The organism is Lysinibacillus halotolerans, from assembly GCF_003711845.1.
Taxonomy (GTDB): domain Bacteria; phylum Bacillota; class Bacilli; order Bacillales_A; family Planococcaceae; genus Ureibacillus; species Ureibacillus halotolerans.
Window position 1 is genome coordinate 1 of record NZ_RHLQ01000045.1, and the last position, 26,693, is coordinate 26,693.

Below are 26,693 nucleotides of genomic sequence, written 5' to 3' on the forward strand. Positions count from 1 at the left end.
TTAATTTTATCAGAAGTGGTCCTTATTTTTTATTTAAAATAATCAAAGCCGGTGAAATTTTACTTATCGTAAAATTTCACCGGCTTTTCATTTCAGAGGTGGGTTTTGTCCCAGCCTCTTTTTTTACATCATAGATAACAATGTCCCACCAATTATACCGGTAACAACAACAACCCACGGTGACATCTTCCAATAGGAAAGCATACTAAAAAGAATAACAGCAAAAACAAAATCAATTGATTCTACAATAGATGAAGTAAAAATCGGGTTATAAAAGGCGGCAATTAAAATCCCTACGACAGCCGCATTAATACCCATAAAAACTCCTTTCATTTTACTGTTCCGTCGTACTATATCCCAAAACGGTAATATACCAAGAACAAGTAAAAATGCCGGCAAAAAGATGCCAATAGTAGCTAAAATGCCTCCAAACCACCCATCCATGACAGCACCAATGTATGCAGCGAAAGTAAATAACGGTCCAGGAACGGCTTGGGTTGCTCCATAACCAGCTAAAAATGCCTCTTCACTAATGAAATTTGTCGGAACAAACTCCCGCTCAAGGAGAGGCAATACAACGTGTCCACCTCCAAAAACAAGAGAACCCGCTCGATAAAAACTATCGAACATCGCAATGAAAGGAGAAGCAATCACTTCCCTTAAAATTGGTAATAAGATGAGAAGACCAAAAAATAAAGTAATACAAAAAAGGCCTAGTTTTTTACTAATTGGTACTTGAAAATTAGCCGCATGATCCTCACTTGTTTCTTTATATAATAAATATCCGATTAGACCAGCTATTATTATAACGCCAACTTGAGCATATACCGTTTGCCATAGTAAAACGACCGCTAAGGCCAAAATCACAATAGCTTTTCGAGTCAAATCTGGTGCTAAATTCTTTGCCATCCCTAAAATGGCATGGGCTACCACTGCTACTGCAACAATTTTTAAACCGTGAATCCATCCCATGCTACTTACATTTAGTTCTCCAACGATTAAAGCAAAAATAATTAGAGCAACTACAGAGGGCATCGTAAAGCCTAGAAATGAGATAATTCCTCCTAATAAGCCACCACGCATGATGCCGATACCTATACCAACTTGGCTACTAGCAGGGCCAGGTAAAAACTGGCATAGAGCAACTAAATCCGCATAGGATTTTTCATCTAACCACTTTCTACGACGAATATATTCCTCATGGAAATATCCTAGATGGGCAATAGGACCACCAAAGGAGGTTAGTCCTAATTTTAAAGACACTAAAAAAATTTCGATACAAGTTTTTAATGTCGTCCTGTTCTCGTTCATTATGTTAATCTCCACTCTTATTTTCCATTCATCATAGCAAGATTTTATAATAGGGAAAATGCATTAACAAAGGAATTTACATAATTTTAATATAAAACATTTTAAGCCCTATCCATATGGAAGGGCTTCGTTGCATTTTATTATTTTTTCTTAGACCTTGTTTCAACAATTTCTTCTACTTCTGTAGGATCGTCATCCATTACACCTTTCGTGGATGATTTAAATTCTTTTAAAGTTTCTCCAACCGCTTTACCTAGTTGAGGTAATTTAGCGGGACCAAAGATGATTAATGCCAATACTAAAATGATAATTAGCCCTGGAACACCGATACTTGCCATTTTAACTCCTCCTTAAATGGTTTATTCATAAGTGACGTTCAACCGTTCTCTTCTTTTTAAGGACCAACTGGATATGCCAATACTTATCTCAAATAGTAATAATAATGGGACAACGATGATAAAATCCGATAGAAAATCCGGAGGTGAAATAGATACTCCGATAATAATTAAAATAAAATAAGCAACCTTCCTCATTCGCTTTAATTTATCGGGCGTAACTATTCCGACATTGGTTAAAAATAATATAACAACCGGTAATTCAAAAACGAGTCCTACTGGAAGTACGATATGAAATAACAATGTGAAATATTGTTTTATTCCATATGTTTCAATTGCACCAATTGACGTGTTCACATTCGATAAGAAATTGACCATTAAAGGAAACAATAAAAAGTAACTAAAACTAATTCCTAATAAAAATAGTAAAAATGAAATTGGGATATAAAAAAGGGTACCCTTCGCTTCCTTTTCTGTTAATCCTGGTTTTACAAATAGCCAAATTTGCCATAAAGTCACTGGCAATGTAATGAGCAGGGCTAAAATAAGGGCACATTTCACATAAATCATGAGCCCATCCGTATAACCGAATATGTTCCAATCTACAACGGTGGCGGTTGGCTGCTGTTTTATAAAGTTTAATGTTTTAGGCGCTAGCCAAAAGCCTAATAATAAAGATAAAACAAATGTTATAGAAATGATGATTAATCGTTTTCTTAATTCCTCTAAATGCTCAACTAGTGTTAATTCCTTCTCTTCATTCATTGTTATCACCAAATTTCATAAAGAACATCTCCTTTGGTGCCATTATTATGTGCACCAATGGGAAGTTCCATTATGAACGGTCAAAAAAATTTATTATTAACAGATGATCAAAATAGTAAAATTATTGCAAAAAATGAATGCAATTAACTATGTTTCCGTTAAAATTCGACTTGATTTTAATATATATTTGACCCACTTTCAGTTTCATAGTAATATTTTTTTCATAATTCAAAAAGAATAGGTGTTAATATTGTCGAATTTATTTAGAAAAAAAAGGTTAGACGATTTATTAAATCAACATGGCGAAGGCCAACTGAAAAAAACATTAGGAGCCACTGATTTAATTTTACTTGGCGTTGGTGCAATTGTTGGAACAGGTATATTTATACTCCCTGGAACAGTAGCTGCCAGTCATTCTGGACCTGCTATTGTTTTTTCTTTTTTAATAGCCGCTTTTGTTTGTGCCCTTGCTGGGATGTGTTATTCTGAATTTTCTTCTGCCATCCCCGTAACAGGTAGCGCTTATACGTATGGATATGTAGTATTTGGGGAAATTATCGCTTGGTTTGTCGGTTGGGCTTTAGTATTAGAATATGGATTAGCCGCTGCTTCCGTTGCGACTGGTTGGTCATCCTATTTAATTTCATTATTAGAAGGATTAAACATTTCCATCCCTACCGTTCTTTCAGGGCCATTTAACCTAGCAGAAGGGACTTTTATAAACCTTCCTGCTATTTTAATCGTATTGATTATTTCCTATTTATTAACGCTAGGCATGCAAGAATCAGCAAAAGTAAATAGAATTATGGTTTTTGTTAAAGTAGGTGTGATTCTTTTATTCATCGTTGTTGGAATGTTTTATGTAAAACCGGATAACTGGCAACCTTTCATGCCCTTTGGTGTAGAAGGGGTTGTTTCTGGTGCAGCACTTGTATTTTTTGCTTACTTAGGTTTTGATGCAGTATCTTCTGCAGCAGAAGAAGTAAAAAATCCACAGCGGAACTTACCAATCGGAATCATTGGTTCATTATTAGTTTGTTCCTTACTTTATATCGCTATGTCTCTAGTTTTAACGGGGATCACTCCTTATACGACTCTTAACGTAAGTAATCCCGTTAGCTTTGCGATCGATCTTGTTGGACAAGATTGGATCGCTGGTATAATTTCATTAGGTGCTGTTACTGGTATGATGACCGTCATCCTCGTCATGATTTATGGCGGTTCCCGATTACTTTTTGCCATTGGTCGAGATGGCTTACTACCAAAAGTAATGAGTAAAGTAAATCCAAAACATAACACACCCGTTATTAATACATGGATTTTCGGATTAGTAGTAGCCTTTTGCGCCGGTTTTATCCCGCTAGGTACTCTGGCAGAGTTAGTAAATATGGGAACTTTAATCGCCTTTACAATCGTTTCTTTAGGTATTATTTTCTTACGGAAAAATACAAACGCTCTTTCATCAGGTGGCTTTAAAGTGCCATTCTTCCCCGTGCTACCAATTTTATCATTCTTAGCTTGTTTATTTTTAATGACTCAGCTATCAATAAATACATGGATTGCATGTGGAATATGGTTTGTAATCGGTTTTGTATTTTACTTCTTATATGGAAGAAAACATAGTACATTAAATGAGAAATAAAATAGAGGAGCTTCTATCGTCCTTTGACAATAGAAGCTCCTTTTAATTATTCTCTTTGTCCTTTAAATATTGTTGATATAAATAGGCAACCCATATACAATGGCTATTTCCTCGAATATTGTTTAGTAACCCTTGAACAATCGTATTACTTAATTTAGGGTTATTTAAATCTTCCTGCAACATCATTAAAGATTCTTGGACAACAGAATCTTCATGTATCTCCCCTTGTACTTCCATTAATAATTCGTTAAGTTGTTCCTTTGAAATTGTTGGGTGTACATCCGTTTTGATTAAATATTCTGGTGTTATAAAAGGAATTTTAGAATACTCAGCAACAATTGTCACTTTTTCGACAATTGTTTGGCACAATTTGTTCAAATCGATTGCATAATTATCTATTAAGAATAGTTCTGAATACCCCTTCATTAGTCCATTAATCGTAAATAAAATATCAAGATGCATCTGATGATTTATATGTGCAAACTGCCTTTGAACGATTGTTAGAACGATTTTATTTAACATCGTCATATACATGTGCATTCTATCTAAAAGTTCTTGATTAAAGGACAGAACCTGTTCTTTAACAAATACTTTTGCAAAGTTTGCTTGCTGTTGAAACTCACCGAACGTGACATATAGGAAATGAAATAATAAATCTTCCGGTGGCCTTTCACTGACCACCCGTTCAATTTCTGCTATAAAACCGTTCATAAACTGATCAATCAAACTATGAATGAGCTCATCCTTCGATTTAAAGTGAAGATAAAAGGCTCCCTTCGATATACCACAACGCTCAGTTATTTGCTGTACCGATGTCGCTTCGAAACCGTTTTCAGCAAATAATTCCAGCGCTTTCTCCATAATGAGTTGTTTTTTTACCACTTAAAACACTCCTACCCCATTTGTTTGACAACTGACTAATTAGTCATTAGTATAAATAACTGTAATACAAGAGTCAATTAAGGGCAGGTGTAAAGGTGAAAGGTTTAGTAAATTTTGTCCTGAAAAATAAACTTGCTGTATGGTTACTTACTATTATCATTACAGTTTCAGGTATTTATTCAGGGACGCGAATGAAGATGGAATCCATACCTGACATTTCCATTCCTTATTTAATTGTAATGGGGGTATACCCTGGTGCTACCCCAGAACAAGTAATGGATGAACTGTCAATACCGATGGAAAAAGCAGTTGAAGGTCTTGAAGATGTCAAAGCTGTATATTCAAACTCATCATCCAACGTTTCCCAAATTCAAATTGAATATGATTACGGCGTTGATATGGATGAGAAAAAACGTCAGTTAGAATCCGCGATTGATAATGTTACATTACCAGAAGAAGTGGAAGAGCCTTCTATTATGGCCATTAGTATGAATATGATGCCAGTTGTTGCTCTTTCAATTAGTAGTACAGAAGAAGACATTGTTGAATTAACTTCAACAGTTGAAGATATTCTATTACCAAAAATCGAAAAAATTGATGGTGTAGCTTCAGCTACTATCACTGGGCAGCATATTGAGGAAGTTGAATTCACTTATAACGAAGAAAAAATGGCTTCCCTTGGGTTAACAGAAGATACTGTTAAACAAATGGTTCAATCCAGTGACATGGCCCTATCTTTAGGTCTATATGAATTTGTTGAAGGTGAAGAAGCAGTAGCAGTTGACGGCGATATTCAAACCGTCGATCAGTTAAAAGAAATGCTTATTCCAGTAACACCTACAGCTGAAAATCCAGTACCTTTTGTTAAACTTGGTGATATCGCGACAATTGAAACGGTTGGTAAAGTTCAATCCGTATCTCGTACAAATGGCGAAGATGCCATTGCAATCCAAATTGTTAAAGGCCAAGAAGCAAACACTGTTACTGTAGTAAACGCTGTAAAAGATTTAATTGAAGAAGAAGAAGCTGCAATTGATGGTTTACAGGTCGATATATCTTTAGACCAAGCTGAACCAATCGAAGATTCCGTATTTTCAATGGTAGAAAAAGCAGTGTTCGGTGGTTTAATCGCCGTATTAATAATTCTTTTATTCTTACGCGACTTTAAATCTACTATTATTTCAATCATTTCAATTCCAGTTTCTATCTTTATGGCTTTATTGCTATTAAACTGGTTAGATATTACGTTAAACATTATGACGTTAGGTGCCATTACGGTAGCGATCGGTCGTGTTATCGATGACTCCATCGTTGTAGTAGAAAACATTTATCGTCGTATGCACTTAAAAAATGAAAAACTTCATGGTCGTGCCCTAATCCGGGAAGCGACAATTGAAATGTTCAAACCAATTCTTTCTTCTACATTAGTAACAGTTGCTGTATTTGCACCTCTTATTTTCGTAGGTGGAATGGTTGGAGAATTATTCATGCCATTCGCATTAACAATGACATTCGCATTAGGTGCGTCATTGCTTGTTGCGATAACAATCGTACCAGCATTATCCCACTTCTTATTCCGTAAAAAGCTTTATGGTGAGAAAACAGAAAAGAGTCATAAAGAAGTAGGTAAACTTGCATTATGGTATAAAGGCGTATTAGAAAAAACATTAAATCATAAAGTAATTACTTCTGTAATTGCGATTATTATTTTAGCTGGTTCCCTTGCCCTTACTCCTTTAATCGGATTTAGTTTCATGGGCTCTGCAGAAGAGAAAGTTATGTATTTAACTTATACACCTAAAACTGGAGAGTTAATGGAAGAAACTGAAGCGAACATTAAGGAAGTAGAACAAGAATTATTAAAACGTGATGACATTGATATTCTTCAATTATCCATTACAGATTCAGAAAGTGCTGATCCATCGGCTATGATGATGGGTGGCGGAGGCGGTGCATTAATGTACCTAATCTTTGATGACGAAATGGAAAACTTCCCAGAAGTAAGAGAAGAAATTGAAGACTATGTGTTTAACATCGGTCAATCCGGAGAATGGAAATCACAAAACTTTAGTACATCAGCTATGTCTTCAAATGAAGTAAGCTACACGTTATACAGCGAAGATTTAAATGATTTAATGACGGCTGTTAACCAAGTAGAAGATGCTTTAAAAGAAGTGGATAACTTAGAAGATGTAACGAGCGATGCGGAAGATCCATATGTTGAAAATGTGTTTAAAGTAGATCAAGAGCACGTATTGCAATATGGTTTAACTACTGCTCAAATCGTAATGGCTTTAAATAATTCTGGCACAAAAGAAGTGTTAACAACGGTTGAAAATGATGGAGATGAAATTGAAGTTATTGTTCAACGCGAAGCAAAAACGGCTCCAGAATCTTTAGAACAACTATTAGAAACGGAAATTCCAACAGCTACAGGAACTGCAATCCCATTATCTGAATTAGTAACTGTAGAAGAAGGAACAACTTTAAATACATTAAGTCGTTCAGCTGGTGAATATTATGCAACAGTTTCAGGTACGATTATTGGTGATGATATTTCGGTTGCAACATCTGAAGCAGATGAAAAAATCGAAAACCTTGACTTACCAAAAGGTGTAACGACTGGTGTAGCAGGTGTGGCAGCTGATATGGCTGAAACATTCACTCAACTAGGAATAGCCATGATTGCAGCAATCGGTATTGTTTACTTCATCTTAGTTGTAACATTCGGTGAAGGCTTAGCACCATTTGCAATTCTATTCTCATTACCATTTACTGTAATTGGTGCGTTCCTTGGATTATTTATTACAGGACATACGATTTCTGTCCAAGTAATGATGGGTCTATTAATGTTAATCGGTATCGTTGTAACAAACGCAATCGTACTTGTAGACCGTATTATTCATATGGAACGTGATGGTTTATCCATGCGTGAAGCTATTCTTGAAGCGGGTGCAACTCGTTTACGTCCAATCTTAATGACGGCAATCGCAACAATCGGTGCTATGTTACCAATGGCAATTGGTATTGGTGGTGGCGGAGGTCTTATGTCTGCAGACCTTGCAATCACTGTTATCGGCGGTTTATTAAGTTCAACACTATTAACTTTAGTCATCGTTCCAATTGTTTACGAAACGCTTTCTAAAATGTTAAAGAAAAAACGTAACGAAATTCGAGAAGATTAATACGAAGTAAGAAGGTGTCCCTTTATGGGTCACCTTTTTTAATAAATAGAAAAGCCGAGAACCTATCGTTCCCGACTTCAATTCTTATATTATTTTTGAATAAACATTTGTGTCCAGTAGTTACCATCTGCAACATAACCTACACCAATGTGGGTGAAATTTCTATTTAAAATATTTGCTCGATGGCCTTCGGAATTCATCCATGCTTTTACTACTTCTGAAGCTGTTCTTTGCCCTTGAGCAATATTTTCACCAGCAGATTTATATGTAATACCGTAGTTTTTCATCATTGTAAATGGTGATCCATAAGTCGGACTAGTATGGCTGAAATAGTTTTTGTCTGCCATATCTTGTGATTTATGTTCCGCTACTCTAGCAAGCTCCCAATCACTTTTTAAAGCAGGTAGACCTGCATTGGCACGTTCTACATTTACAAGTCGTACAACTTCTTGTTCTACTGCTTGTCCTTCTTGTTCAGGTACGTTAATTTTTTGACCTGGGTAAATTAAGTTAGGATTCGCTAACTGTGGATTCGCATCGATTAATTCTTGCACTCCAGTTTTAGTTTTCACTGCAATCTTCCATAGGGAATCTCCTGACACTACTGTATATGAATTAGCCGCTAAAGCGGTTGCTGGTATTAATAGAGATGCTCCAAGAACAGTAGCGATAACGCCTTTTTTCAAGTTTTTAAACATCGATATATACCTCCTGTTTTATGTATTTTTATAGTACAAGAGATTAATAGAGAAAATCATTAATAAAATTATGGATAGATTATTACGAAACTGTTTCAAAGAAAGTATTTTGACCTATCACTCTATATACATTCTTATTTTTCCAATATTCTTTTCCGTTAAATTTGATACCATTTTGTAATAGGAAAATTTTTCGGTTGGAAATTGGCAACCAATTAAAAATTTAATTGGCAAAAAATGAATAGTTTTTAGAAATTATGTCTATGATAAAAGTAAGCTAGATAGGTATATTCTTTTCAAATTGTCATTTTAAAAAGTTAATCCTATCCATAACTTGAACATAAATAGGAATCTATGAATCTTTCTCTAGATTCATTTTTTGATGAAACGACTGTTTATATAATATGATGGGGATGGGGTGATGGAATGAAAACGAGAATATATTTAAATAACCCTCAATTCATAATGGGGACTACATTAAAAGATCAAGAAGAACCTGAACAAAATAACATGGCTTTACATGTATGTGAAAAGGTCGATAATGTACTGAACAATCGATTAAAATTAGCATCTTTTTTAAATTGTGATGTGGAAGACTTCGTTTGTGCTAATCAAACCCATAGTGCCAATGTCCATCATGTCACTGTGGAAGATAAGGGTAGGGGGGCAAGAAGTGTAGATGATGCGATTTCTAACACGGATGCCCTTTATACGTATGAACCGAATACACTGCTCTGTACCTTTACAGCAGATTGCGTACCAGTTATTTTTTATAATGAAACAACCGGACTTATTGGAGTTATACATTCTGGATGGCAGGGGACTATTAAAGAAATTACATTAAAAGTATTCGACCACTTAATTAATAACGAACAAAATGACCCGAATGATATAAAGGTCATACTTGGACCTGCTATAAGTCAAGATCGATTTGAAGTTGATGAAGATGTTTACAAAAAGTTCAAGGATTTAGGTTACGCCGATGAGTTTATTTATTTTAAAGATGAAACAAACAAATACCATATCGATAACCAACAAACTGTAAAAAAACAATGTGAACTAGTTGGAATTCCATCGAAAAACGTTAAAGTGGATTTAACATGTACTTTCCATCATCCAGATGGCTTTTCCTATCGAGAAAATAAAAAATCAGGAAGACATTTAAGTTTTATTATGAAAAAAGGAAACTAATGATCATTTCTTGGCTGAACTACTTCGTTAAAGTAAACGAAGTAGTTTTCTTATTGAAAAATGTCGTTTTATAGTTATTATTCATGAATGATCCTATAGAAAACATATATTATTTTACTCTAGCATTTCTAAGGGGGCTATGTATTGCTCATTCATGTTGTCCGTTCTGGCGAGTCGCTTTGGGAAATTGCGAATCAATATAATGTCTCGATAAATGCAATTCAACAAATAAATCAATTACCGGATTTAAACAAATTGTTAATAGGGCAGGCTTTAGTCATCCCAACAGCTGTAGAAACACACACCATTCAAGCAGGGGAAACTTTATGGTCCATCGCCCAACGGTACAGTATTCCGATTCAATCTATTTTAACTATTAATCAAATAACGAACCCAAATCTTTTGTATCCAGGCGTTACAATATACATTCCACCAATCATCCACTATGTCCAATCAGGTCAAACACTATATCAAATAGCCAATCAATATGGTACAATGATCCAATCCATCCTTAACGCTAATTCATTACAAAATCAAAACCTCATTTACATCGGGACACCATTAATTATTCCAAGAAGAAAACCTTTAATTGAAGTCAATGCATATACTTATCAAAAGGATGAAGAAGCAGCTCAAACCGTCAATGAAATAGGTTATTTGCTCACCTACTTAAGCCCATTTGCCTATTTGATTAAAGAAGATGGTACATTAGAGCCCTTTGAAGATGTATTGATGATAGACGCTGCTAACTCCCAGAATGTAACCCCTATGTTAGCTATTACGAATTTATCCACAACATCTACTGGCACAAACTTAGCTAATACTATTTTATCCAATCCTGAACTGCGTGAAAAACTGATTTCAAATGTACTTCAATTGATGGATGAAAAGGGCTATAAAGGGTTAAATATCGACTTTGAATATGTTTTACCGGAGGATCGGGAAAACTATAACCAATTTCTTCAATTGGCTGTTGATCGATTGCATCCTAGGGGTTATTTTGTTTCTACCGCTGTCGCACCTAAAACAAGTGGAGAACAGGAAGGCTTATTATATACTGCCCATGATTATGAAGCCCATGGAAGAATAGTGGATTTCGTTATTCTTATGACCTATGAATGGGGGTGGAGAGGGGCTTCCCCACAAGCGATATCTCCAGCCAACCAGATGCGAAGGGTTGTGGAATACGCCCTTTCTGTTATGCCAGCTAATAAAATTTATTTAGGCTTTCAAATTTATGCAAGGGATTGGAAAATCCCTCATGTTGAAGGTGCAACGGCTGAAACCTTTAGTCCTCAAGAAGCCATTAGACGTGCTACCCAATATAATGCAACGATTCAATACGATAATACCGCCCAATCTCCATTTTTCCGCTATGTTGATGAACAAGGACAAGGGCATGAAGTATGGTTTGAAGATGCACGTAGCGCCCAAGCAAAATTTGACATGGTTAAACAGTATAACTTAAGAGGAATTAGTTATTGGGCATTAGGCTATGATTATCCACAAAATTGGGCTTTATTAAATTCCAACTTTGCCATTCGAAAAGAATAAACTATGAATTATTAAAGGGAAATCATCAAATATGAAATATTTTTAGCTGGAATCAGGCATAAAAAAATTTGCCTCATCCAGCTTTTTTAATGTTTTTAACAATTTAAACAGGGGATCCATTGGAAAAATCAGTAACACATTTCAAAACTTTGAATATCCTATAAAGAATGCAATTTACAAAAAAGCATATCCAGCGGTTTTTATTTCGTTGGAGGATAGGAGTCACATGAAAAGATTATTACTTTTTCTTTCAATGGTAACCTTTGTTTTTTTAGTTGGTTGTAGTACTTCCGATTCAAAGGAAGAATCTAAAGAATCGAAGAATGAAGAAACAACTACTGAAACGAAAACAGATTCTAAGATTGAAACTGAAACTAAGACCGATACTTCTTCAAACAGTGAGACTACTGCTCCGAGTACAGATGAAGAGTTTGCTCAAGCCTTTTCAGATTACTTAGATGAAATGATGTTACTAGCAGTAGAAGAAGAAAGAATTATCGGTTTATATGATAGTGTAACCGGTGTAAATTATACGAATGATGAAGTTTTATATTATACCCTTTTAGATGAAGTCATTCCTGGCTATCGTCAATTTGTTGCGGACTTAGAAGCAATTATGCCGGAAAACAAGGAAATTCAAGCTCTCCATGAAAAGTATATTGAAGCAGCCAATATTCAATATAATTCCTTTACTTTAATGATTTCCGCTATAGAACAGCAAAGTATGGACACAATGACTGAAGCGAATCAAGGTTTGGATGAAGCAAGAAGGTTGCTTAGAGAATGGTTATATCAAGTAGATGAGTTTTCAATAAAAGCAGGAATTCCGTTAGAGTAAAAAATGCGTACACAACACTAGTTGTTGTGTATTTTTTTGTGATAAAAAACGATTCCTAAGCCATATTAAGAAGGAATCCAATCGAAAGGAGAACTTCTTATGGGAAGAGATGATAGTAAAAGTAAAGGTACAAATAAAGCTTCCTTACCACAAACACCAAAAACAGAAAAAATTGCTCCTGGTAAGATGCGAGAAGAAGTTGCTCAAGAGTTAGATGAACTTCACCATTTAGTTGAAAAGACGAAACATAACACTCGAAACAAAAAATAGGAGGGATTCAATTGGACTACAATCGTGCCCAAGAAATATATGCTTCCCCAAAGGAATATGAAGTCAGCTATAATGGTGTTTCCGTGTGGATCGATAAACTTCATGACGATGGGAAGACGGCTACTGTTCATTTACGACGTTCCCTCGAAGAACGTTCTGAAGTAGCCATTTCAGAACTTAAAGAGGAGTACCTCGTTCAATAAAGAATCATCCCACTGGATTAGTATCTAGTGGGGCGATTCTTTTCATACTCAGAAACACTCACTCAAGATTCATTTAAAGTCCATACCTTTTTTAAAGTTTGTCTGAATAGGTGATCTAACTTCTCCGTAGAATTCTTCTGTTCTTCCGTTACCGTCTGAATATAACTTTTTATACGCATACATTCATCTTTTATATAATGATTCAAAACGGGAATGGGTTCTATTAATTCGATTCCTACCTCTGAATTCCTTCGATTCAACAGTTGTTCCACTTCCCATTTCGCTTTTTTATTGTCCATCATAGGCAGCAATTCTAAAATGGCGATAGGGGGAACTGTTTGGAACTTTTCAATCCATCTACAGGCCAGTAAAGACTTAATGGCATAAAGATAGATTTTAACTTTCACTGTAGAACGTTGAAGATATGTTTTGTAGTTATTATTCGCTACATTCAAATAGTGATGTAGGCTAGCAGTCGATGAAAACACATCTGATTGCATTAAACGCAACTGTTCAACAAAAAAATCATTTTGATAATAAATTATTTCACTTTTCAACCATTCTAAAATGGTCGGGTTACTTTTTCTAAAAAGACGTAACGCTTTCGTTATCTCCCAGCCATTAATGTCTAAATAATCATTTATCGGGAATTCCATGCTGTCTTTCTTCGAACCTACTCCTTGTGGATCAATGGAAAGATACCAGTTTGGATGATGAACATAAATAAAGCGAACATCATAATCACTATTTTCTGCTGCAAATCCCCAAGCCCGGCTTCCCGACTCGACGGCATACAAAATTTTTATAGAATATTTCTCTTCTAATTCCATCAATTTTTTTAAAATAACTTCTTTCATCGTGACAGCTCTCTCTTTTTGTTTTCGTTTAAATGGGTTCTCATATCATCATACATACATAACCATATAAGAAAGGACTAAAGGAAAAATCCCTTTAGTCCCTACAACAACCTCAATGTTCGAACAGCCTTGCCTTCATGTCGTAACAAATTGAATTAAATAAATTCAATTTATTTTTCACGTTCGTTTTTTGGTTCAAACGTTTTACAGCATGTGTCTTGGGAATGATTTGCTTCTTCTGTAATCTTATCGAAATCAAGATCCGAAGCAAACTCTGTATTTCTATTTTTGGAATGGTAATCCATATCGATTTGGATTTTTTCTGCTCCACAAAGATTACCCTTTTTATGGAAAATACAGTTCGATACAGCACAGCTTACTTCTACATTTGGCATAGCTATCCTCCTCATTGATATGTCGTGAAAAGTAAAAATGAGCATTTTTAAAATCCTCATTCAAACTCTTCAAATTGTATTTTGTCCAATTCAAAAGTTTTTATTTTGAAAGTATGACTCCTTTTAAGGAAAAAACGTTTTTAATAAAAAATACCACCAAAGAATGATTCTTTGATGGTACTTACTATTTTTAATTACTCTTCTTTTTTATCTGATGTATCTTTTTTTACATCAGTAGTTTTAGCTGGCTGCTCTACGTTGATATAAAGTTTACCTGCTGCTTTCTGGCGTGTTTCATTGTTAAAGCTATCAACAGCCTTTACCTCAATTTGGGCACCGTCAGCGACAGCTCCTGATGGTACTGTATAATAGCCAACGTAATGACCAGGACTCATTTCCATTAAAGGAAGCTCTGTTGCATTTTGAGCCTGAGCTTTTGTATTTGTTAACGGCATATGCACCATAAACGTAGCTCGTAGTCCTGGTTCACTATCAAATTCAATCATGACACTTTTACCTGTTTGAATGTAAAGATCTTCCGCAGGCTTCACATTTTCAATAACTGGTGCATCATAGTCTACACTTACTGTCATTTTCTTTGTTATGCGATTTCCTGCTAAATCTTGAGCAACTACTTTAATTTCATTTGATCCGTTCTCTAAAATAATACGTTTTGAGAATTGACCATCCTTAACAGATGCTGCTTGTCCATTTACTTTAACATATTCTAAATTAGCATCTTCTATTGTACCTTTTACCGTTACCGTCTCACGATTAATTTTGCTGCCATCTGTTGGTTCAGTAATCGCAACAGCTGGTTTCACTGTATCTAACGTAACGGAAATTGGCGCAGACTCTCCAGTTGTACGTCCGTCTAAAGTTGAAACTGCTTGTAACTCGTTTTGACCTTCAGCAAGCGTTACTGGAATTTCAAATTGTCCATTCTGTTCTACAACAACCGATCCTGCAGTCTCACCATTATGCTTTAATTCAATTGTTGTTGTCGGAGAAGCAGTACCTGTTACGGTTAAACTTTTTTCATTTGTAATAAAGCTATCAGTTGGCCCAGTAATTACTGGCGCATCTACCTCATAGCTAACACGGGCACGAATCATATAGTTTCCTTCCTCTGCTGGAGATGGAGTCCAAGCACCGGAAACAAATTGATAACTTCTCGCCGCATTTTCACCGTCTTCATCAGTTGCTAAAGCAGGTGTATTAGGATTTGGCTTAGTTTGAATGTAAACCATGTAGAAATCCCCGTTTACAATAATATTATGTTCACGTAAATCTACAACAGTCCATTCACCATTACGCAATGCCGTTGCATCGATTGGTCCAGCGATTTTTTTACCTGGTGCACCATCTGCTCCTGTTGCATCCCAAACTTCTACTTTAAATTCAGTACCTCCAGGTGTTGGGAATGACGTATCCCAGAAACGGAACACCCCATCCGTTACAATCCCACTTTCTTCGCCTTCAGGGAGAGACATTTTCACTGCCCAGCCATTTCCTGCATCATAAAACGCACGGGCATTTTCAGCAGTACCGTCATCATAGCCAATTTCTCCACCAGGATACGTGTAGAATGGCTCCAGACTAATATCCATCGTTGCACCATCGCCATCGATGGAAACCGCTACTTCTTGACTATGGTAACCGTCTGCAACAACTTTCAACGTATAGTCACCTTCATATGCAGTAATCGAATAGCCACCATTTGTATCTGTTACAGCTGGTGCAATATTCGCATCTTCTACAAGAAGTATCGTTGCTCCTTCAATTGGTTCTCCCGTTTGTTGATCAGTAATGGAACCTGTCACTGTATTTTGTGGTAATTCTTCCAACGTAAAGTTTGCAGAAACTGAACTATCTGCCTCTAACTCAATTGTTTGTTGCTCCGATGCAAATCCGTAAGCTTCCGCTTTGACTGTGAAATCACCGGCGCTATGAGTTAAAGAGTAGGAACCATCTGCTGGATTTGTATAAACAGAACGTCCTGATTCAAGAACACTTACTTGTGCTCCTAATGGAAGTAGGGTTGGATTCGCCACTTCTTCTACAATAGGGCCCGGTGCCTTTTCAGGTAATACCGGTTTAATTGTTTTTGGATCGATAGGCTTATCTGTTTTTTCTTTTTCTGCTTCAACAGCTTTTTCTTTTTTAGTTAGTTTTGGTACTTTTTCTGTTTTTACCTCCTTAATGATGCCTAACTGTTTCTTAGACAGTGACGAATCAGATAACGCTACATCATCAATATACCAGCCGTCGCGTAACACACTACCGTCTGAGTATGAATTAAACCCAATATATACTCGTTGACCAGCGTATTCCGATAAATCAACTTCTGCACTTAACCAGCCATCAGAGACACCGTTTACTTGAAGTAATTGCGTCCAATTTTCTAAATCTGTTGAAATGACAACATGACCGTAATCCCAAGCTCTTCCTGTAGAAGACTTCTCAAAATTATGCCAATGTTTGAATTGTAAATAAGCGTTGCCCTCTGGTAAATCAACTGGAGGCATCACTAGCGTTGCATTCATGTTGTTATCATAGGTTCCTTCTAGATTTGTTGCATATACTTTTTCACCTGATGCAGCGTTACCAGGGCCTGATGTCGGTACACCCCACTCCCAGCTATCTGCATTACCGAACGAATACCAGCCAGTCGGTTGGCTTTCAAAATCGGTAAAGTAACCTGTCGTAATACCCGGTTTTACTTCAATCGTATACTCATCACTTGTCACTTCATTATTTCCAAAGTCATTAATTGTCCAGAAATACGTGAAAGATGAGCCCGTAATTAAGCTACCTGGTACAACAACGCCAAACTCTCCAGATTTATAATCTCCAGAAAGACGACCTGCTTCGATTGATTGGACATCACCATTTTCATCTGTATAATTTAACTCTACAGATGAAATACTAATATTATCTGAGATAGATAGAGATAAAGATAGATCCATTCCTTCAAAAGTTTCTTCAGGTGCAACATGCTCGAAAGTCGGTGCTTCTGTATCTTCACCTTGTTTCGTCACTTGTCCTTCAATTGTTCCTAAACCAGAAATAATGGAAGATACAGCTGCATAAGCATCTACTAAACCATAACCGTAACCGTGGTTTGGAGATTCCGGATACTCTTCATCTGTTAATGGGGTTGCCGTGTTTAATAGAATTTCTTCCATTTCATCGACAGTTATATTCGCATTTACTTGACGAAGGAGTGCAGCTACACCAGACACTGCAGGACCTGACATGGAAGTACCATTCCATCCACCTTCATAGGCTCCACCAGGTACAGATGAACGAATGTTTACACCAGGGGCTGAAATATCAGGTTTAATTTCATCATATGGAGAAGGTCCACGCAGGGAGAAACTCGCTACTTTATTGTTAATATCCGTTGCACCTGTTGCAAAGGATTCAGGGTAGTTGGCAGGAGCTGCAACAGATCCTGGACCACCTGGATTTGATAACGTTGTATTTCCAGCTGAGAATTCTGGGAAAATTTCAGCTGCGCGCCAGTTAATCACGACATCTCGATACCATTCATCTAAACCAGGTCCACCACCCCAAGAATTGTTTACAACATCTGGAGCTAGGTCGACACGGGCATTGCCTTCAGAATCCGTTGGAGCTAAAATCCATTCTGCCGCTTCTAAAAGGTCTGCATCTGTACCTCCAGCTGCAGTAAATGCCTTAACAGCAATAAATTTAGCACCTGGAGCAACACCTATTTGATTTGTTCCATCTGGTTCGCTACCAACCATTGTTCCCGTTACATGGGTACCATGGCCTTGATCATCATAAGGTTCGTCTTGGCCGGCAGTTGCATCGAACCAGTTATAATCATGATCGACCTCACCAGTAGCAGCATTGTAACCACGATACTTTTCCTTCAATGCTGGATGATCCCATTGAACACCGGTATCAATACTTGCCACTACAGTACCGGAACCATCGATACCCATCTCCCAAGTTTCAGGAGCTTTTACACGTGAGACATTCCATTCGACATTGGCAACTTCTGATGCTGGTGCTGGAGCATCTTCTACGACTGTTGCTTCTAATTGTCGAGTTTCATTTGGAAGTACTTTTTCAACTTCTGCAAAAGTAGCAATCTTTTCTGCAATCTCTTTAGTTGCAGTTACTGCCATCCCATTAACAATGTAGTAAGAATCAAAATCATCTACATTTCCCTTTTTCGCTTCTTGTTCAAGAAAATCGATGACTGATCGTTGTGATTCGATGGAAGTTGATTTTAATTCGGAGACAACAGCTGAACGTTGTACTAATTTCGCATTTTGAGCGGATAACTTCTTTTCCTTTGCAGTTTTTCTTGCTTCTTTCGCTACTTCTTGAGCCTCTGCTTTATCCTTAAATTTTACAAGGAAAGTTACTTTCTCTTCATCTTTAAAATTAGTTAGCAAACGGTCACTAATTTTATCCTTTGCAAGAACATTACTTACACTTGATTCTCGTAAAGATTCATGAAGTTTATTTGTCGATTCCGCACTAGCAACACTAGGTGCGATAAGGGAAAACGCTACGAGTAAAGATGCTGTAATATTAAACGCTTTGGTTGAACGTTTCTTCTTTTTCACATATTCTCCTCCTTCCGATTTTTAACAACGACCCGTTCACCTGACGTTCAACTAAAAAAACACCTTGTCCCTCCTTCCTAAACGATAATCCAGGCAAACAGAAAACAAAGGTGTCATCATAATCTCTAGTTGTTAACAATAACTATATTCGATTGAAAAGCTAATTTCTGTCTAATTTTGTAAGTAACTTTCAATATTTTGGTAATTTGAATAATTGGTACCATTTATTAAAATACTTATAAGTATTAAGTGGTAAAAGGACAATAGTTAGAAGTTACCAATTATATGAATAATTCAACAAATAGAATAGGATACAAGTTTACAATGTAATAAAAATAAATCGTTCTACCTATCATCAATTCTATCAGCATAATTTAGCGCTCTATAAACTACTAGTAGATAAGGGAGAAAAGTATTATATTCCCTTCATTTTTATAATAATTTACAAGTCTACTATTTTATCTCATTTCAAAAACAAGGACTATTCAACTAATTTTTGATTACTATTCATTACTTTAAAAAGTATAAAATAAGGAGAAATTTCCTTAAAAGTTCCTTCTCGTTTTTCCTATTTTCGACATATTTATAACGACTTCAGGTTGTAGATTTACCGAATCATTACGAAAACTTATTGAGAAATTTGAAATTAATTTCATTTATTATTTACAAGTGATATTTTTCTAGATTAAAACTGACCACTGTATTTTTAAAAAAATTGATACTTTTATAAATACCAGTCCTTTGCTATGTTATCTGTAACATTAAATAAGGTAGGTAACCATTATGCAAAAAATACAAAACCAGTCCAATACACGTTCCCAAACATTCGATATGGTTGTATCCGCAATGCTCATAGCCCTCGTCTTTGTTGCGACGGTTTTTTTAAATATTAAACTACCCATTACGGCAAATGGTGGTTTAGTCCACCTTGGAACAGCGATGCTCTTTATCGCCTCCATTCTTTTCGGTCCTAAAAAAGGAGCGATTGCTGGCGCTGTTGGTATGGGATTATTTGATCTAATCTCAGGCTGGACATTATGGGCACCTTTTACTTTAGTTGCCCGCGGCTTACAAGGATATGTTGTTGGGAAAATTGCTTGGTCGAAAGGACGTAATGGAGGTAGCGTTACTTTAAATCTAATTGCAGCTATCCTTTCCGTTCCGGTTATGTTAGCAGGCTATTATATTTGTGAGGGGATTCTTTTTCATAACTGGATTGTCCCAGTAGCCTCTATTCCAGGAAACATTGTACAAAATGTAGTCGGAATCGTTGTTGCAATTCCCGTTTGTGCTGTACTAAAAAAAGTATCTTTTTTCAAATAATGATGAAAGGAGGGGCTTTTAAATCGGGCTCCCTCCTTTATCCGTATAAATAGATTTTCTTCTCGTCAACTTCTTATGCTAAATAGACTGGAAGTGATTCGTTTAATACTAATCCGTCTTTTTTAACAATCGAATCATAAGCTAAAATCTGTACCCCTTGTTCGTATGCTTGTAATAAAGCATCTGCAAAGGCTGGGTCTGTTTTTCTATTAGGGGTGAACCCATGGCATCCTTTTAATTGGACAATAAATAAAATGGTACAACTATATCCTTCACACACTGCCTTTATCAACTCTAACACGTGCTTAGTTCCCCTTGTTGTAGGAGCATCAGGAAACATCGCCATTCCATCCTTTTCTAAAGTAACTCCCTTAACTTCAATAAACCCTTTTTGATCATCATGTTCAAAAAATAAATCAAAACGGGAAGCTCCATAAGTCACTTCTTTTTTAACCGAATTTACCATCCCAAATTCTAATAGTTTCCCTTCCTTTAATGCGTTAAAGGCAACCATATTTGGAGCTTGAGAATCAATATTGACCCAATCTCTATTCTTTATAACGGCTATTAAGGAAAATTTTGTTTTCCGGTTAGGATTATCACTTCGTTCTAAAAGAACTTCCGCATCTGGAAGAAGAAGTTCTCTTAAACGTCCAGTATTTTTCACATGTACCCTTTCTTTTACCCCATTAATAAAAACTTCTGCGATAAGTCGATTTATACGTTTACTAAATCTTCCTTCAACTATTTCTCCATATTGCATTTTGTCACTTCTTTCTCGCTTCTTTTTCTCTCTTGTTCCCTAAGTATAACAAGAAGCGATTTTCTCCTATAACCCTCTTTTATAAAAAATTATTCAACAAAATTATCATTTTTGTTCGTTAAGCTGCATTTATGCCAATTCTGTTTACCTTCCTTTTTTAAAATGGTGGTACATTTAATTTGTTTATAAAAGTAAGAGGGATTGGTTTAAAACTAGGAAATTAAATATTGAAAAAAAGCTGTGAAAGAAGGTGCAAAAACTTTTGCTAAAACTTCTTTTAAGTATATAAAGAGGAAAAGTATAAAGAATATATAGGAGCATGAAAATTTCTTAAATAATGGAGGCAATAATATGACAGATTTAAAGGGCAAAGTAGTCATTGTTACGGGCGGTGCATCTGGTATCGGTTTAGCAACTGCAAAAGCCTTTTTAGACAAAGGTTCTAAAGTTGTAATCGGTGATTATAACAAGGAAACTGGAGAAAAAGTAGTCAATGAATTAAAAGATCAATATGCGGATGTTTTATTTATAGAAGTGAATGTAGCTGATGAGAAATCCGTTGAAAATCTTGTTTCACAAACGGTTTCCCAATTCGGTCAATTAGATATTATTTTTAATAATGCTGGAATCGGTATTCAAAAACCGACTCACGAATTAACAGATGAAGAATATAAACGAGTGATTGCTGTTAACCAAGATGGTGTATTTTATGGAATGAAATATGCCCTTCGTGAAATGCTTAAAACAGGTGGAGGCTCAATCATTAATACTTCATCGATTTTAGGTAGTGTTGGTGAACCAACGTCTATCCCTTATGCAGCAAGTAAAGGAGCTGTTAACTTAATTACAAAATCAGCTGCTTTAGAATACGCTGATCGTAATATTCGAGTAAATGCCGTAGCACCTGGCTTTATTGAAACAGGTTTAGTTAATAAAGAAGCCCTTGGTGAGTTTTACGATGGATTAGTTGCAAAACACCCAATCGGTCGTTTAGGGAAACCGGAAGAAATTGCCCATGCCGTTGTTTTCTTAGCTGAAAATGACTTTGTTACTGGCACAACAATTCTTGTTGACGGTGGATATACAGCGAAATAAAGAGTTTGAATAAACAATAGAGCAAAGTGATGATTAAAATCGCTTTGCTTTTTTACTTTTTCCTAACTTATACGTCAAATTTTCCCATTAAATGTTAACTTCAAGTCTGTGTATCTATTCAAAATAAATTTTAATGGACGATAAATACATTACTATATATTTTTTAAAAGGGAGTATCTCATGAGTATATTCACGAAAAAAAAACAAACAACGAAGCTAAAAGAAGAAGCGGCCAAACAAAAACAACAGGTAAAAAATAGACATTCATCATTATCCTAACGTAATTCAACAGTTATCCATCATTGACCTCACATTAGAAGATTTAGCTGTAGCAAAGGCGTTACAACCACTCATTCAAGCCAACATTGAAGAAATTTATAATCCAATTTATAACCATTCCTTTGAAGGTATTCGAAAAGTAGTTGATATGACCCCTTTAGGCATTGATTTAGCAGGCTGTCAGCAATACGTCGTTAGCTTTTTTGATGGCATTATCGATGATCATTTTGCAGCCAAAAGATATCAAATTGGCAAATATTATTTAAAAGTTGGGGTCGAAGTAAGATGGTACCTTTGTACAAACCAAGCTTTTTTAAACAAGATTATTGATATCCTTCATGAAGAATATAAAGATGATATGGAAAGTTTAACATTAGCTTTTAAAGTCACAAATAAAATATTCAATTTAGAATTGCAACTTTGTTTAGCAGCTTTACAAGAACTGCAAAACGAAGAAGCAGCAGAGAAAGAAATGCAAGCGAAACAAAATGTGAAACAAAATATTGGGGCTATTACAGAAGAATTGGCAGCCATGTCAGAAGAAGTTGGAGCATCTGTCGCTGATACTATCATTCGTTCTGAAAGTATGAAGACAGACATAAACGAAGGTTTACAATCAGCGATTATTACTTCCGAAACATCTATGACTGGAAGAAAACAATTAGATTTAGTTATTGAACAAACCCTTTCTTTAAAAAATAGTGTAAATGACATTCAAACGAGTATCAGTTCATTGGAAGCAAATTCAAGAGAAATTGGAGATATTGTAGCGGTTATTACTTCCATTGCTGAACAAACAAATCTATTAGCGTTAAATGCAGCAATTGAAGCAGCAAGAGCGGGAGAACATGGTAAAGGATTTTCTGTTGTCGCAGCAGAAGTTCGAAAACTAGCTGAACAAACAAAAGATTCTTCAAGCGATATTAAAGAATTAGTTGCCTCTACAACGAAACAAATTGAAGAAGTGGTCAATCAAATAAACGAAGTTAATTCTAAAACACTATCAGTTAATCAAAACGTACAAGATACGGTGAATAGTTTTGACGAGATACTAACTGCAAGCAGTGCAAGTAAAGAGCAAAACGAACGAAACAATCAAGAAATCATTAAATTCACAAGTGCACTAAAGGAGATTGGTGAAGCAGGTCAAAAAGTAGCCGAATTAGCAGATGAATTAAATCAACAAATGCTGGAATATTAAAATACAGGGCCCCTAGTGGACCCTTTTTTCATTTTATTAGAACTCTATTATTCTACCTTTTGGTTAGCTATATTCATTTCAGTATATTCTTCCTCAGTTATAGCTTGAAATAATACTTTCATTTCAGCCATCCACAACGACAATTCAAAGCTCTTAGCATCTTCATGGAAATTACCTTCTAATTTAACCGTCTCCCCGTCCACAGTCGTATAGAATTCCAGCATACGTCCATCGGTTATTCCATTTAATTCATACTTTGTTTCCTTATACGCTTCTTCTGCACTTTCATTACGTTCCATTACATAGAGATTTCCCATCAACTCACCTTCACGAAGTGCTTGATTGATTTTCAAGAACAGTTGTAGTGAGCCATCCTTTGAAGTATAGATGTAACCGTAAATACTATTTAGTTCGGTGAAAAATTGGTTTATCCGTTCCTTTTCGATTTGTTCCGAGTGATCTTCCTTATCTTTCATAGAAAATGTGACCCATAAATAAGTAACACAAAGCAATAGAACAATTAGTATTAGCCACACCCCATATTTCTTCATTTCCCTTCACCCCCATATAAATAGTACTCTATTAGTTTATGTTAATCCTTCACTTAATAAATATAGGAGTAAAAATTTCCCCTTAACATAAAGAAGGACACCCTTAACTCCTCCATCTGGGATAGAGAGAAAGGGTGTCCTATTATTTTATTTTCCAAGAAATAATTTGTGGAAATTAGTTCGAATTTAAACTCGAAACTGTTACACATTCATATCCTTGTTCTTTTAAAAACTTCAATACTGGCTCTAATGCTTCTACAGTAGTGGCATGAATATCATGCATCAAAATGATAGAACCATCCTTTACATTTTCTTTTACGATACTTAAGATGGCTTTTGGATCGTGGGATTTCCAATCAAGTGTATCAATTGACCATAAAGTAGCCGGCATCCCACTTGCCTTATCAACCTGGGCATTTTTCGCGCCATAAGGAGGACGAAAAACAGTAGGATATTCTCCTGTAGCATCTAAAATGGCCTTATTCGTTTGTTCGACTTCTTTTTTAATTTCTTCATTACTTAGAGTAGTTAAATCTTTATGACTCCATGTATGATTACCTAATTCATGCCCTTTACTAGCTATCTCTTTAACAATATTCGGATAGAAGTCTACACGGTTACCTAGCATAAAGAAGGTAGCTTTCGCATCATATTTATCTAATAGTTTAAGAATTTTTTCTGTATTTTTTGGATGTGGTCCGTCATCAAACGTTAAAGCAACCCGTTTTCTATTCGTAGAAGTTTCCTTATTTAACGCCTTCTCTGAATCTTCTTCATGAGTTACTTTCGGTGGTACCTTTTGTTCATCAGTTTGAACTTTGACCTTTAGTTTATTTTTCCATTCATCTGTTAAGAAATCTTTAAACTGATCAATTGGTATGGATATTTCTGGAGATCCTGCAGCACCAGCAGTAACCTCATATTCATTAAATTTAAAGATAACTGACTTGTCAGTAAGATACATATTAGAGAAATGATTGTTCTCATCTTCAATCCAGTTCTTTAAATCTTCCTTGAAGAAGTATAGACTATATTCTTCCGATTGTTCAAAGGCATTTAGTAATAATTGATAGATTTTACCCCGATTTTGCTCGTTATCAATTAAAATATCAGTTTGTTGTATATATTGATGATTATGTATATCAACTAAAAATACTTTTGTACTTTGGAAGCCATTTGCTCCGACAACGTAACTTTCATTTGAAAATACAATAGAGTAAACATTTTCAGCTACTGGATAAATATTAAAAGATATGTTCAATTCCGCTATATTTTCTTTAAGAAATTCCTTATTGTTTTTTACTTCATTTAAGAAATTTTCTTTAGATTCCGTTACATAATCGGTAATCCCTTGATTTAATTGTTGATCTTTAAATTTTGGATAATGAACTGCCATATGGTATGTCGTTTCATCAGACACTTCCGATACGATATTCACTCCCGAGTAAGCAGATGCCTCCATCTTTTTACTACTACTCTTCTTATTAGAAGGGTCAATTCCATTACTGTCTACTAATATAAAATTGAATAATAGAATAGCTCCTAAAAATACAAAAATAGATAATATAAATATAATGATTTTTTTAGCTTTCATACATGACACCTTCTAATTTTCTTGTTGTAAACAGTTCCCATTATACGCTTCAAGTTATATATAAACAACATGAATTTGTAACAAGTTAAAAGAATATTTCCTTTCAATCAATTGGTCATAATAATCGAATTTTTAGGAAAAAATAAGGACTAAACAAAACAGATAGGATGTCTAAAAAATGGAAGAATATACTAACCATAAAACCTTTTGTATGAGTGAATATGATATGTTAAAACGAGTAATTCTTTGCCAGCCTCAATATATGACAATCCGGGAAGTCATTAATGAAACGCAAGAACATTTTATTGATGAAGGCATTCATATCGAACGGGCCCTTCAGCAGCATGAGGAATTTGTTAAAACCCTTAAAAATCATGATGTTGATGTGATTTTACTGCCCTACCATAAAAAGTATCCAGAACAGGTCTTCACACGGGATATTGGTTTTACATTAGGACAAACAATCTTTGTCGCAAACATGGCCACGGATGTTCGTGCAGGAGAGGAAAATGTATTAAAACAATGGTTAGAGGACGAAGAAATTTCCTATTATAATTTAGTTGAAGAGTTAATTGAAGGTGGAGATGTTGTGATAGATCGGGATACCGTATACGTTGGGCTAAGTAACCGAACAAACCAAAAAGCAGCTGACCAACTACAGCGTCTTTTAACTGACTTTCAGATTGTAACGATTCCTTTTAAAGAAAAATACTTGCATTTGGACTGTGTATTTAATGTTGTTTCCCCCGATGTTGCCCTAATCTATCCAAAAGCCTTATCACAAAAGGAAATTGATTTATTTGCCTCTCGTTATGATCTAATAGAGGTTTCGGAAGAAGAACAGTTTCAATTAGGTACAAATGTATTGAGTATCGGCAACAAACGATTATTCAGCTTACCTGTAAATGAAAATGTAAATAATCAACTGCGAAAACGTGGCTTCGAAGTAATTGAAGTAGATATTACGGAAATTATTAAATCTGGTGGTTCTTTCCGTTGTTGTACCCTTCCGATTTTACGAGAAAGTTAAAATAAAGGTTCTATGTCAAATGTTGGGGTGAAGTGATATTACACGGCACCCCGATTATCCTAAATGAATCCCAATTTTCTTAGATAAATTATTTAATAAAATTTTCGCTTTAAAGTGTTCATAG

The 26,693-nt window shown here is 35.5% G+C and carries 22 protein-coding genes; 11 read left to right on the top strand and 11 right to left on the bottom strand.

Going from position 1 to position 26,693, the window contains the following annotated elements; translation table 11 throughout:
• Positions 1-123 precede the first annotated feature (123 nt).
• From EC501_RS14705 to tatC, 3 genes are all read right to left on the bottom strand, one after another.
• Positions 124-1,311, bottom strand: coding sequence for a chromate transporter (locus EC501_RS14705; protein WP_122973070.1), 1,188 nt, complete (start codon positions 1,309-1,311; stop codon positions 124-126).
• Between the two features lie 140 nt (positions 1,312-1,451).
• Positions 1,452-1,649, bottom strand: coding sequence for a twin-arginine translocase TatA/TatE family subunit (tatA, locus tag EC501_RS14710; protein ID WP_122973071.1), 198 nt, complete (start codon positions 1,647-1,649; stop codon positions 1,452-1,454).
• Between the two features lie 21 nt (positions 1,650-1,670).
• A complete protein-coding gene (gene tatC, locus EC501_RS14715; protein ID WP_122973073.1) occupies positions 1,671-2,411 on the bottom strand; it encodes a twin-arginine translocase subunit TatC in 741 nt (246 codons plus the stop codon).
• A 250-nt stretch (positions 2,412-2,661) separates the two neighbouring features.
• Here tatC and EC501_RS14720 point away from each other — a divergent pair, with 250 nt between their 5' ends.
• On the top strand, positions 2,662-4,053 hold the full coding sequence (locus EC501_RS14720; protein WP_122973075.1) for a branched-chain amino acid transporter BcaP: 1,392 nt from the start codon (positions 2,662-2,664) through the stop codon (positions 4,051-4,053).
• 42 nt (positions 4,054-4,095) lie between these two features.
• Here EC501_RS14720 and EC501_RS14725 read toward each other — a convergent pair whose 3' ends face one another.
• On the bottom strand, positions 4,096-4,935 hold the full coding sequence (locus tag EC501_RS14725; protein WP_122973076.1) for a TetR/AcrR family transcriptional regulator: 840 nt from the start codon (positions 4,933-4,935) through the stop codon (positions 4,096-4,098).
• A gap of 95 nt (positions 4,936-5,030) precedes the next feature.
• Here EC501_RS14725 and EC501_RS14730 point away from each other — a divergent pair, with 95 nt between their 5' ends.
• Entirely contained in the window at positions 5,031-8,120 is a 3,090-nt protein-coding gene (locus EC501_RS14730; RefSeq protein WP_122973077.1) for an efflux RND transporter permease subunit, read from the top strand.
• An 89-nt stretch (positions 8,121-8,209) separates the two neighbouring features.
• Here the strand turns inward: EC501_RS14730 and safA are convergent, their stop codons facing one another.
• Positions 8,210-8,818 (bottom strand): SafA/ExsA family spore coat assembly protein, encoded by a 609-nt coding sequence (gene safA, locus EC501_RS14735; protein ID WP_122973079.1) that lies wholly within the window; start codon positions 8,816-8,818, stop codon positions 8,210-8,212.
• Between the two features lie 426 nt (positions 8,819-9,244).
• Here safA and pgeF point away from each other — a divergent pair, with 426 nt between their 5' ends.
• The 5 genes from pgeF (at position 9,245) to EC501_RS14755 (ending at position 12,874) form a co-directional block, all read left to right on the top strand.
• Complete coding sequence (gene pgeF, locus EC501_RS14740; RefSeq protein ID WP_122973081.1) at positions 9,245-10,009, top strand: peptidoglycan editing factor PgeF; 765 nt, start codon at positions 9,245-9,247, stop codon at positions 10,007-10,009.
• A gap of 144 nt (positions 10,010-10,153) precedes the next feature.
• A complete protein-coding gene (locus EC501_RS14745) occupies positions 10,154-11,563 on the top strand; it encodes a LysM peptidoglycan-binding domain-containing protein (RefSeq protein ID WP_122973082.1) in 1,410 nt (469 codons plus the stop codon).
• Between the two features lie 226 nt (positions 11,564-11,789).
• Positions 11,790-12,401, top strand: a complete 612-nt coding sequence (locus EC501_RS14750; RefSeq protein WP_122973084.1) for a hypothetical protein — start codon at positions 11,790-11,792, stop codon at positions 12,399-12,401.
• Between the two features lie 99 nt (positions 12,402-12,500).
• Entirely contained in the window at positions 12,501-12,671 is a 171-nt protein-coding gene (locus EC501_RS18515) for a YfhD family protein (protein ID WP_174232703.1), read from the top strand.
• Positions 12,672-12,682: 11 nt separating this feature from the next.
• The gene (locus tag EC501_RS14755) at positions 12,683-12,874 is read left to right on the top strand and encodes an H-type small acid-soluble spore protein (RefSeq protein WP_122973086.1); all 192 of its coding nucleotides are present in this window, start codon (positions 12,683-12,685) and stop codon (positions 12,872-12,874) included.
• A 62-nt stretch (positions 12,875-12,936) separates the two neighbouring features.
• On the opposite strand, the gene EC501_RS14760 is transcribed toward EC501_RS14755, so the two are convergent.
• The 3 genes from EC501_RS14760 to EC501_RS14770 form a co-directional block, all read right to left on the bottom strand.
• Positions 12,937-13,731 (bottom strand): nucleotidyltransferase domain-containing protein, encoded by a 795-nt coding sequence (locus tag EC501_RS14760; protein ID WP_122973087.1) that lies wholly within the window; start codon positions 13,729-13,731, stop codon positions 12,937-12,939.
• 170 nt (positions 13,732-13,901) lie between these two features.
• Positions 13,902-14,126: a DUF1540 domain-containing protein gene (locus EC501_RS14765; protein ID WP_122973089.1), complete on the bottom strand. Its 225-nt coding sequence runs from the start codon at positions 14,124-14,126 to the stop codon at positions 13,902-13,904.
• Between the two features lie 194 nt (positions 14,127-14,320).
• Positions 14,321-18,733 (bottom strand): S8 family peptidase, encoded by a 4,413-nt coding sequence (locus EC501_RS14770; protein WP_122973091.1) that lies wholly within the window; start codon positions 18,731-18,733, stop codon positions 14,321-14,323.
• Positions 18,734-19,516: 783 nt separating this feature from the next.
• Between EC501_RS14770 and EC501_RS14775 the strand changes: the two genes are divergently transcribed.
• Positions 19,517-20,056, top strand: a complete 540-nt coding sequence (locus tag EC501_RS14775; protein WP_122973093.1) for an ECF transporter S component — start codon at positions 19,517-19,519, stop codon at positions 20,054-20,056.
• A gap of 73 nt (positions 20,057-20,129) precedes the next feature.
• Here EC501_RS14775 and sfsA read toward each other — a convergent pair whose 3' ends face one another.
• Positions 20,130-20,819 (bottom strand): DNA/RNA nuclease SfsA, encoded by a 690-nt coding sequence (sfsA, locus tag EC501_RS14780; protein WP_122973095.1) that lies wholly within the window; start codon positions 20,817-20,819, stop codon positions 20,130-20,132.
• 351 nt (positions 20,820-21,170) lie between these two features.
• Here sfsA and EC501_RS14785 point away from each other — a divergent pair, with 351 nt between their 5' ends.
• Complete coding sequence (locus EC501_RS14785) at positions 21,171-21,914, top strand: SDR family NAD(P)-dependent oxidoreductase (protein WP_122973097.1); 744 nt, start codon at positions 21,171-21,173, stop codon at positions 21,912-21,914.
• Positions 21,915-22,212: 298 nt separating this feature from the next.
• The gene (locus EC501_RS14790; RefSeq protein WP_479680906.1) at positions 22,213-23,394 is read left to right on the top strand and encodes a globin-coupled sensor protein; all 1,182 of its coding nucleotides are present in this window, start codon (positions 22,213-22,215) and stop codon (positions 23,392-23,394) included.
• A 47-nt stretch (positions 23,395-23,441) separates the two neighbouring features.
• On the opposite strand, the gene EC501_RS14795 is transcribed toward EC501_RS14790, so the two are convergent.
• Together EC501_RS14795 and EC501_RS14800 are read right to left on the bottom strand one after the other, a co-directional pair.
• Complete coding sequence (locus tag EC501_RS14795; protein WP_122973100.1) at positions 23,442-23,945, bottom strand: hypothetical protein; 504 nt, start codon at positions 23,943-23,945, stop codon at positions 23,442-23,444.
• Between the two features lie 175 nt (positions 23,946-24,120).
• Positions 24,121-25,539: a polysaccharide deacetylase family protein gene (locus EC501_RS14800; RefSeq protein WP_122973102.1), complete on the bottom strand. Its 1,419-nt coding sequence runs from the start codon at positions 25,537-25,539 to the stop codon at positions 24,121-24,123.
• Positions 25,540-25,717: 178 nt separating this feature from the next.
• Here EC501_RS14800 and EC501_RS14805 point away from each other — a divergent pair, with 178 nt between their 5' ends.
• On the top strand, positions 25,718-26,569 hold the full coding sequence (locus tag EC501_RS14805) for a dimethylarginine dimethylaminohydrolase family protein (protein WP_122973104.1): 852 nt from the start codon (positions 25,718-25,720) through the stop codon (positions 26,567-26,569).
• The last annotated feature ends 124 nt before the right edge of the window (positions 26,570-26,693 follow it).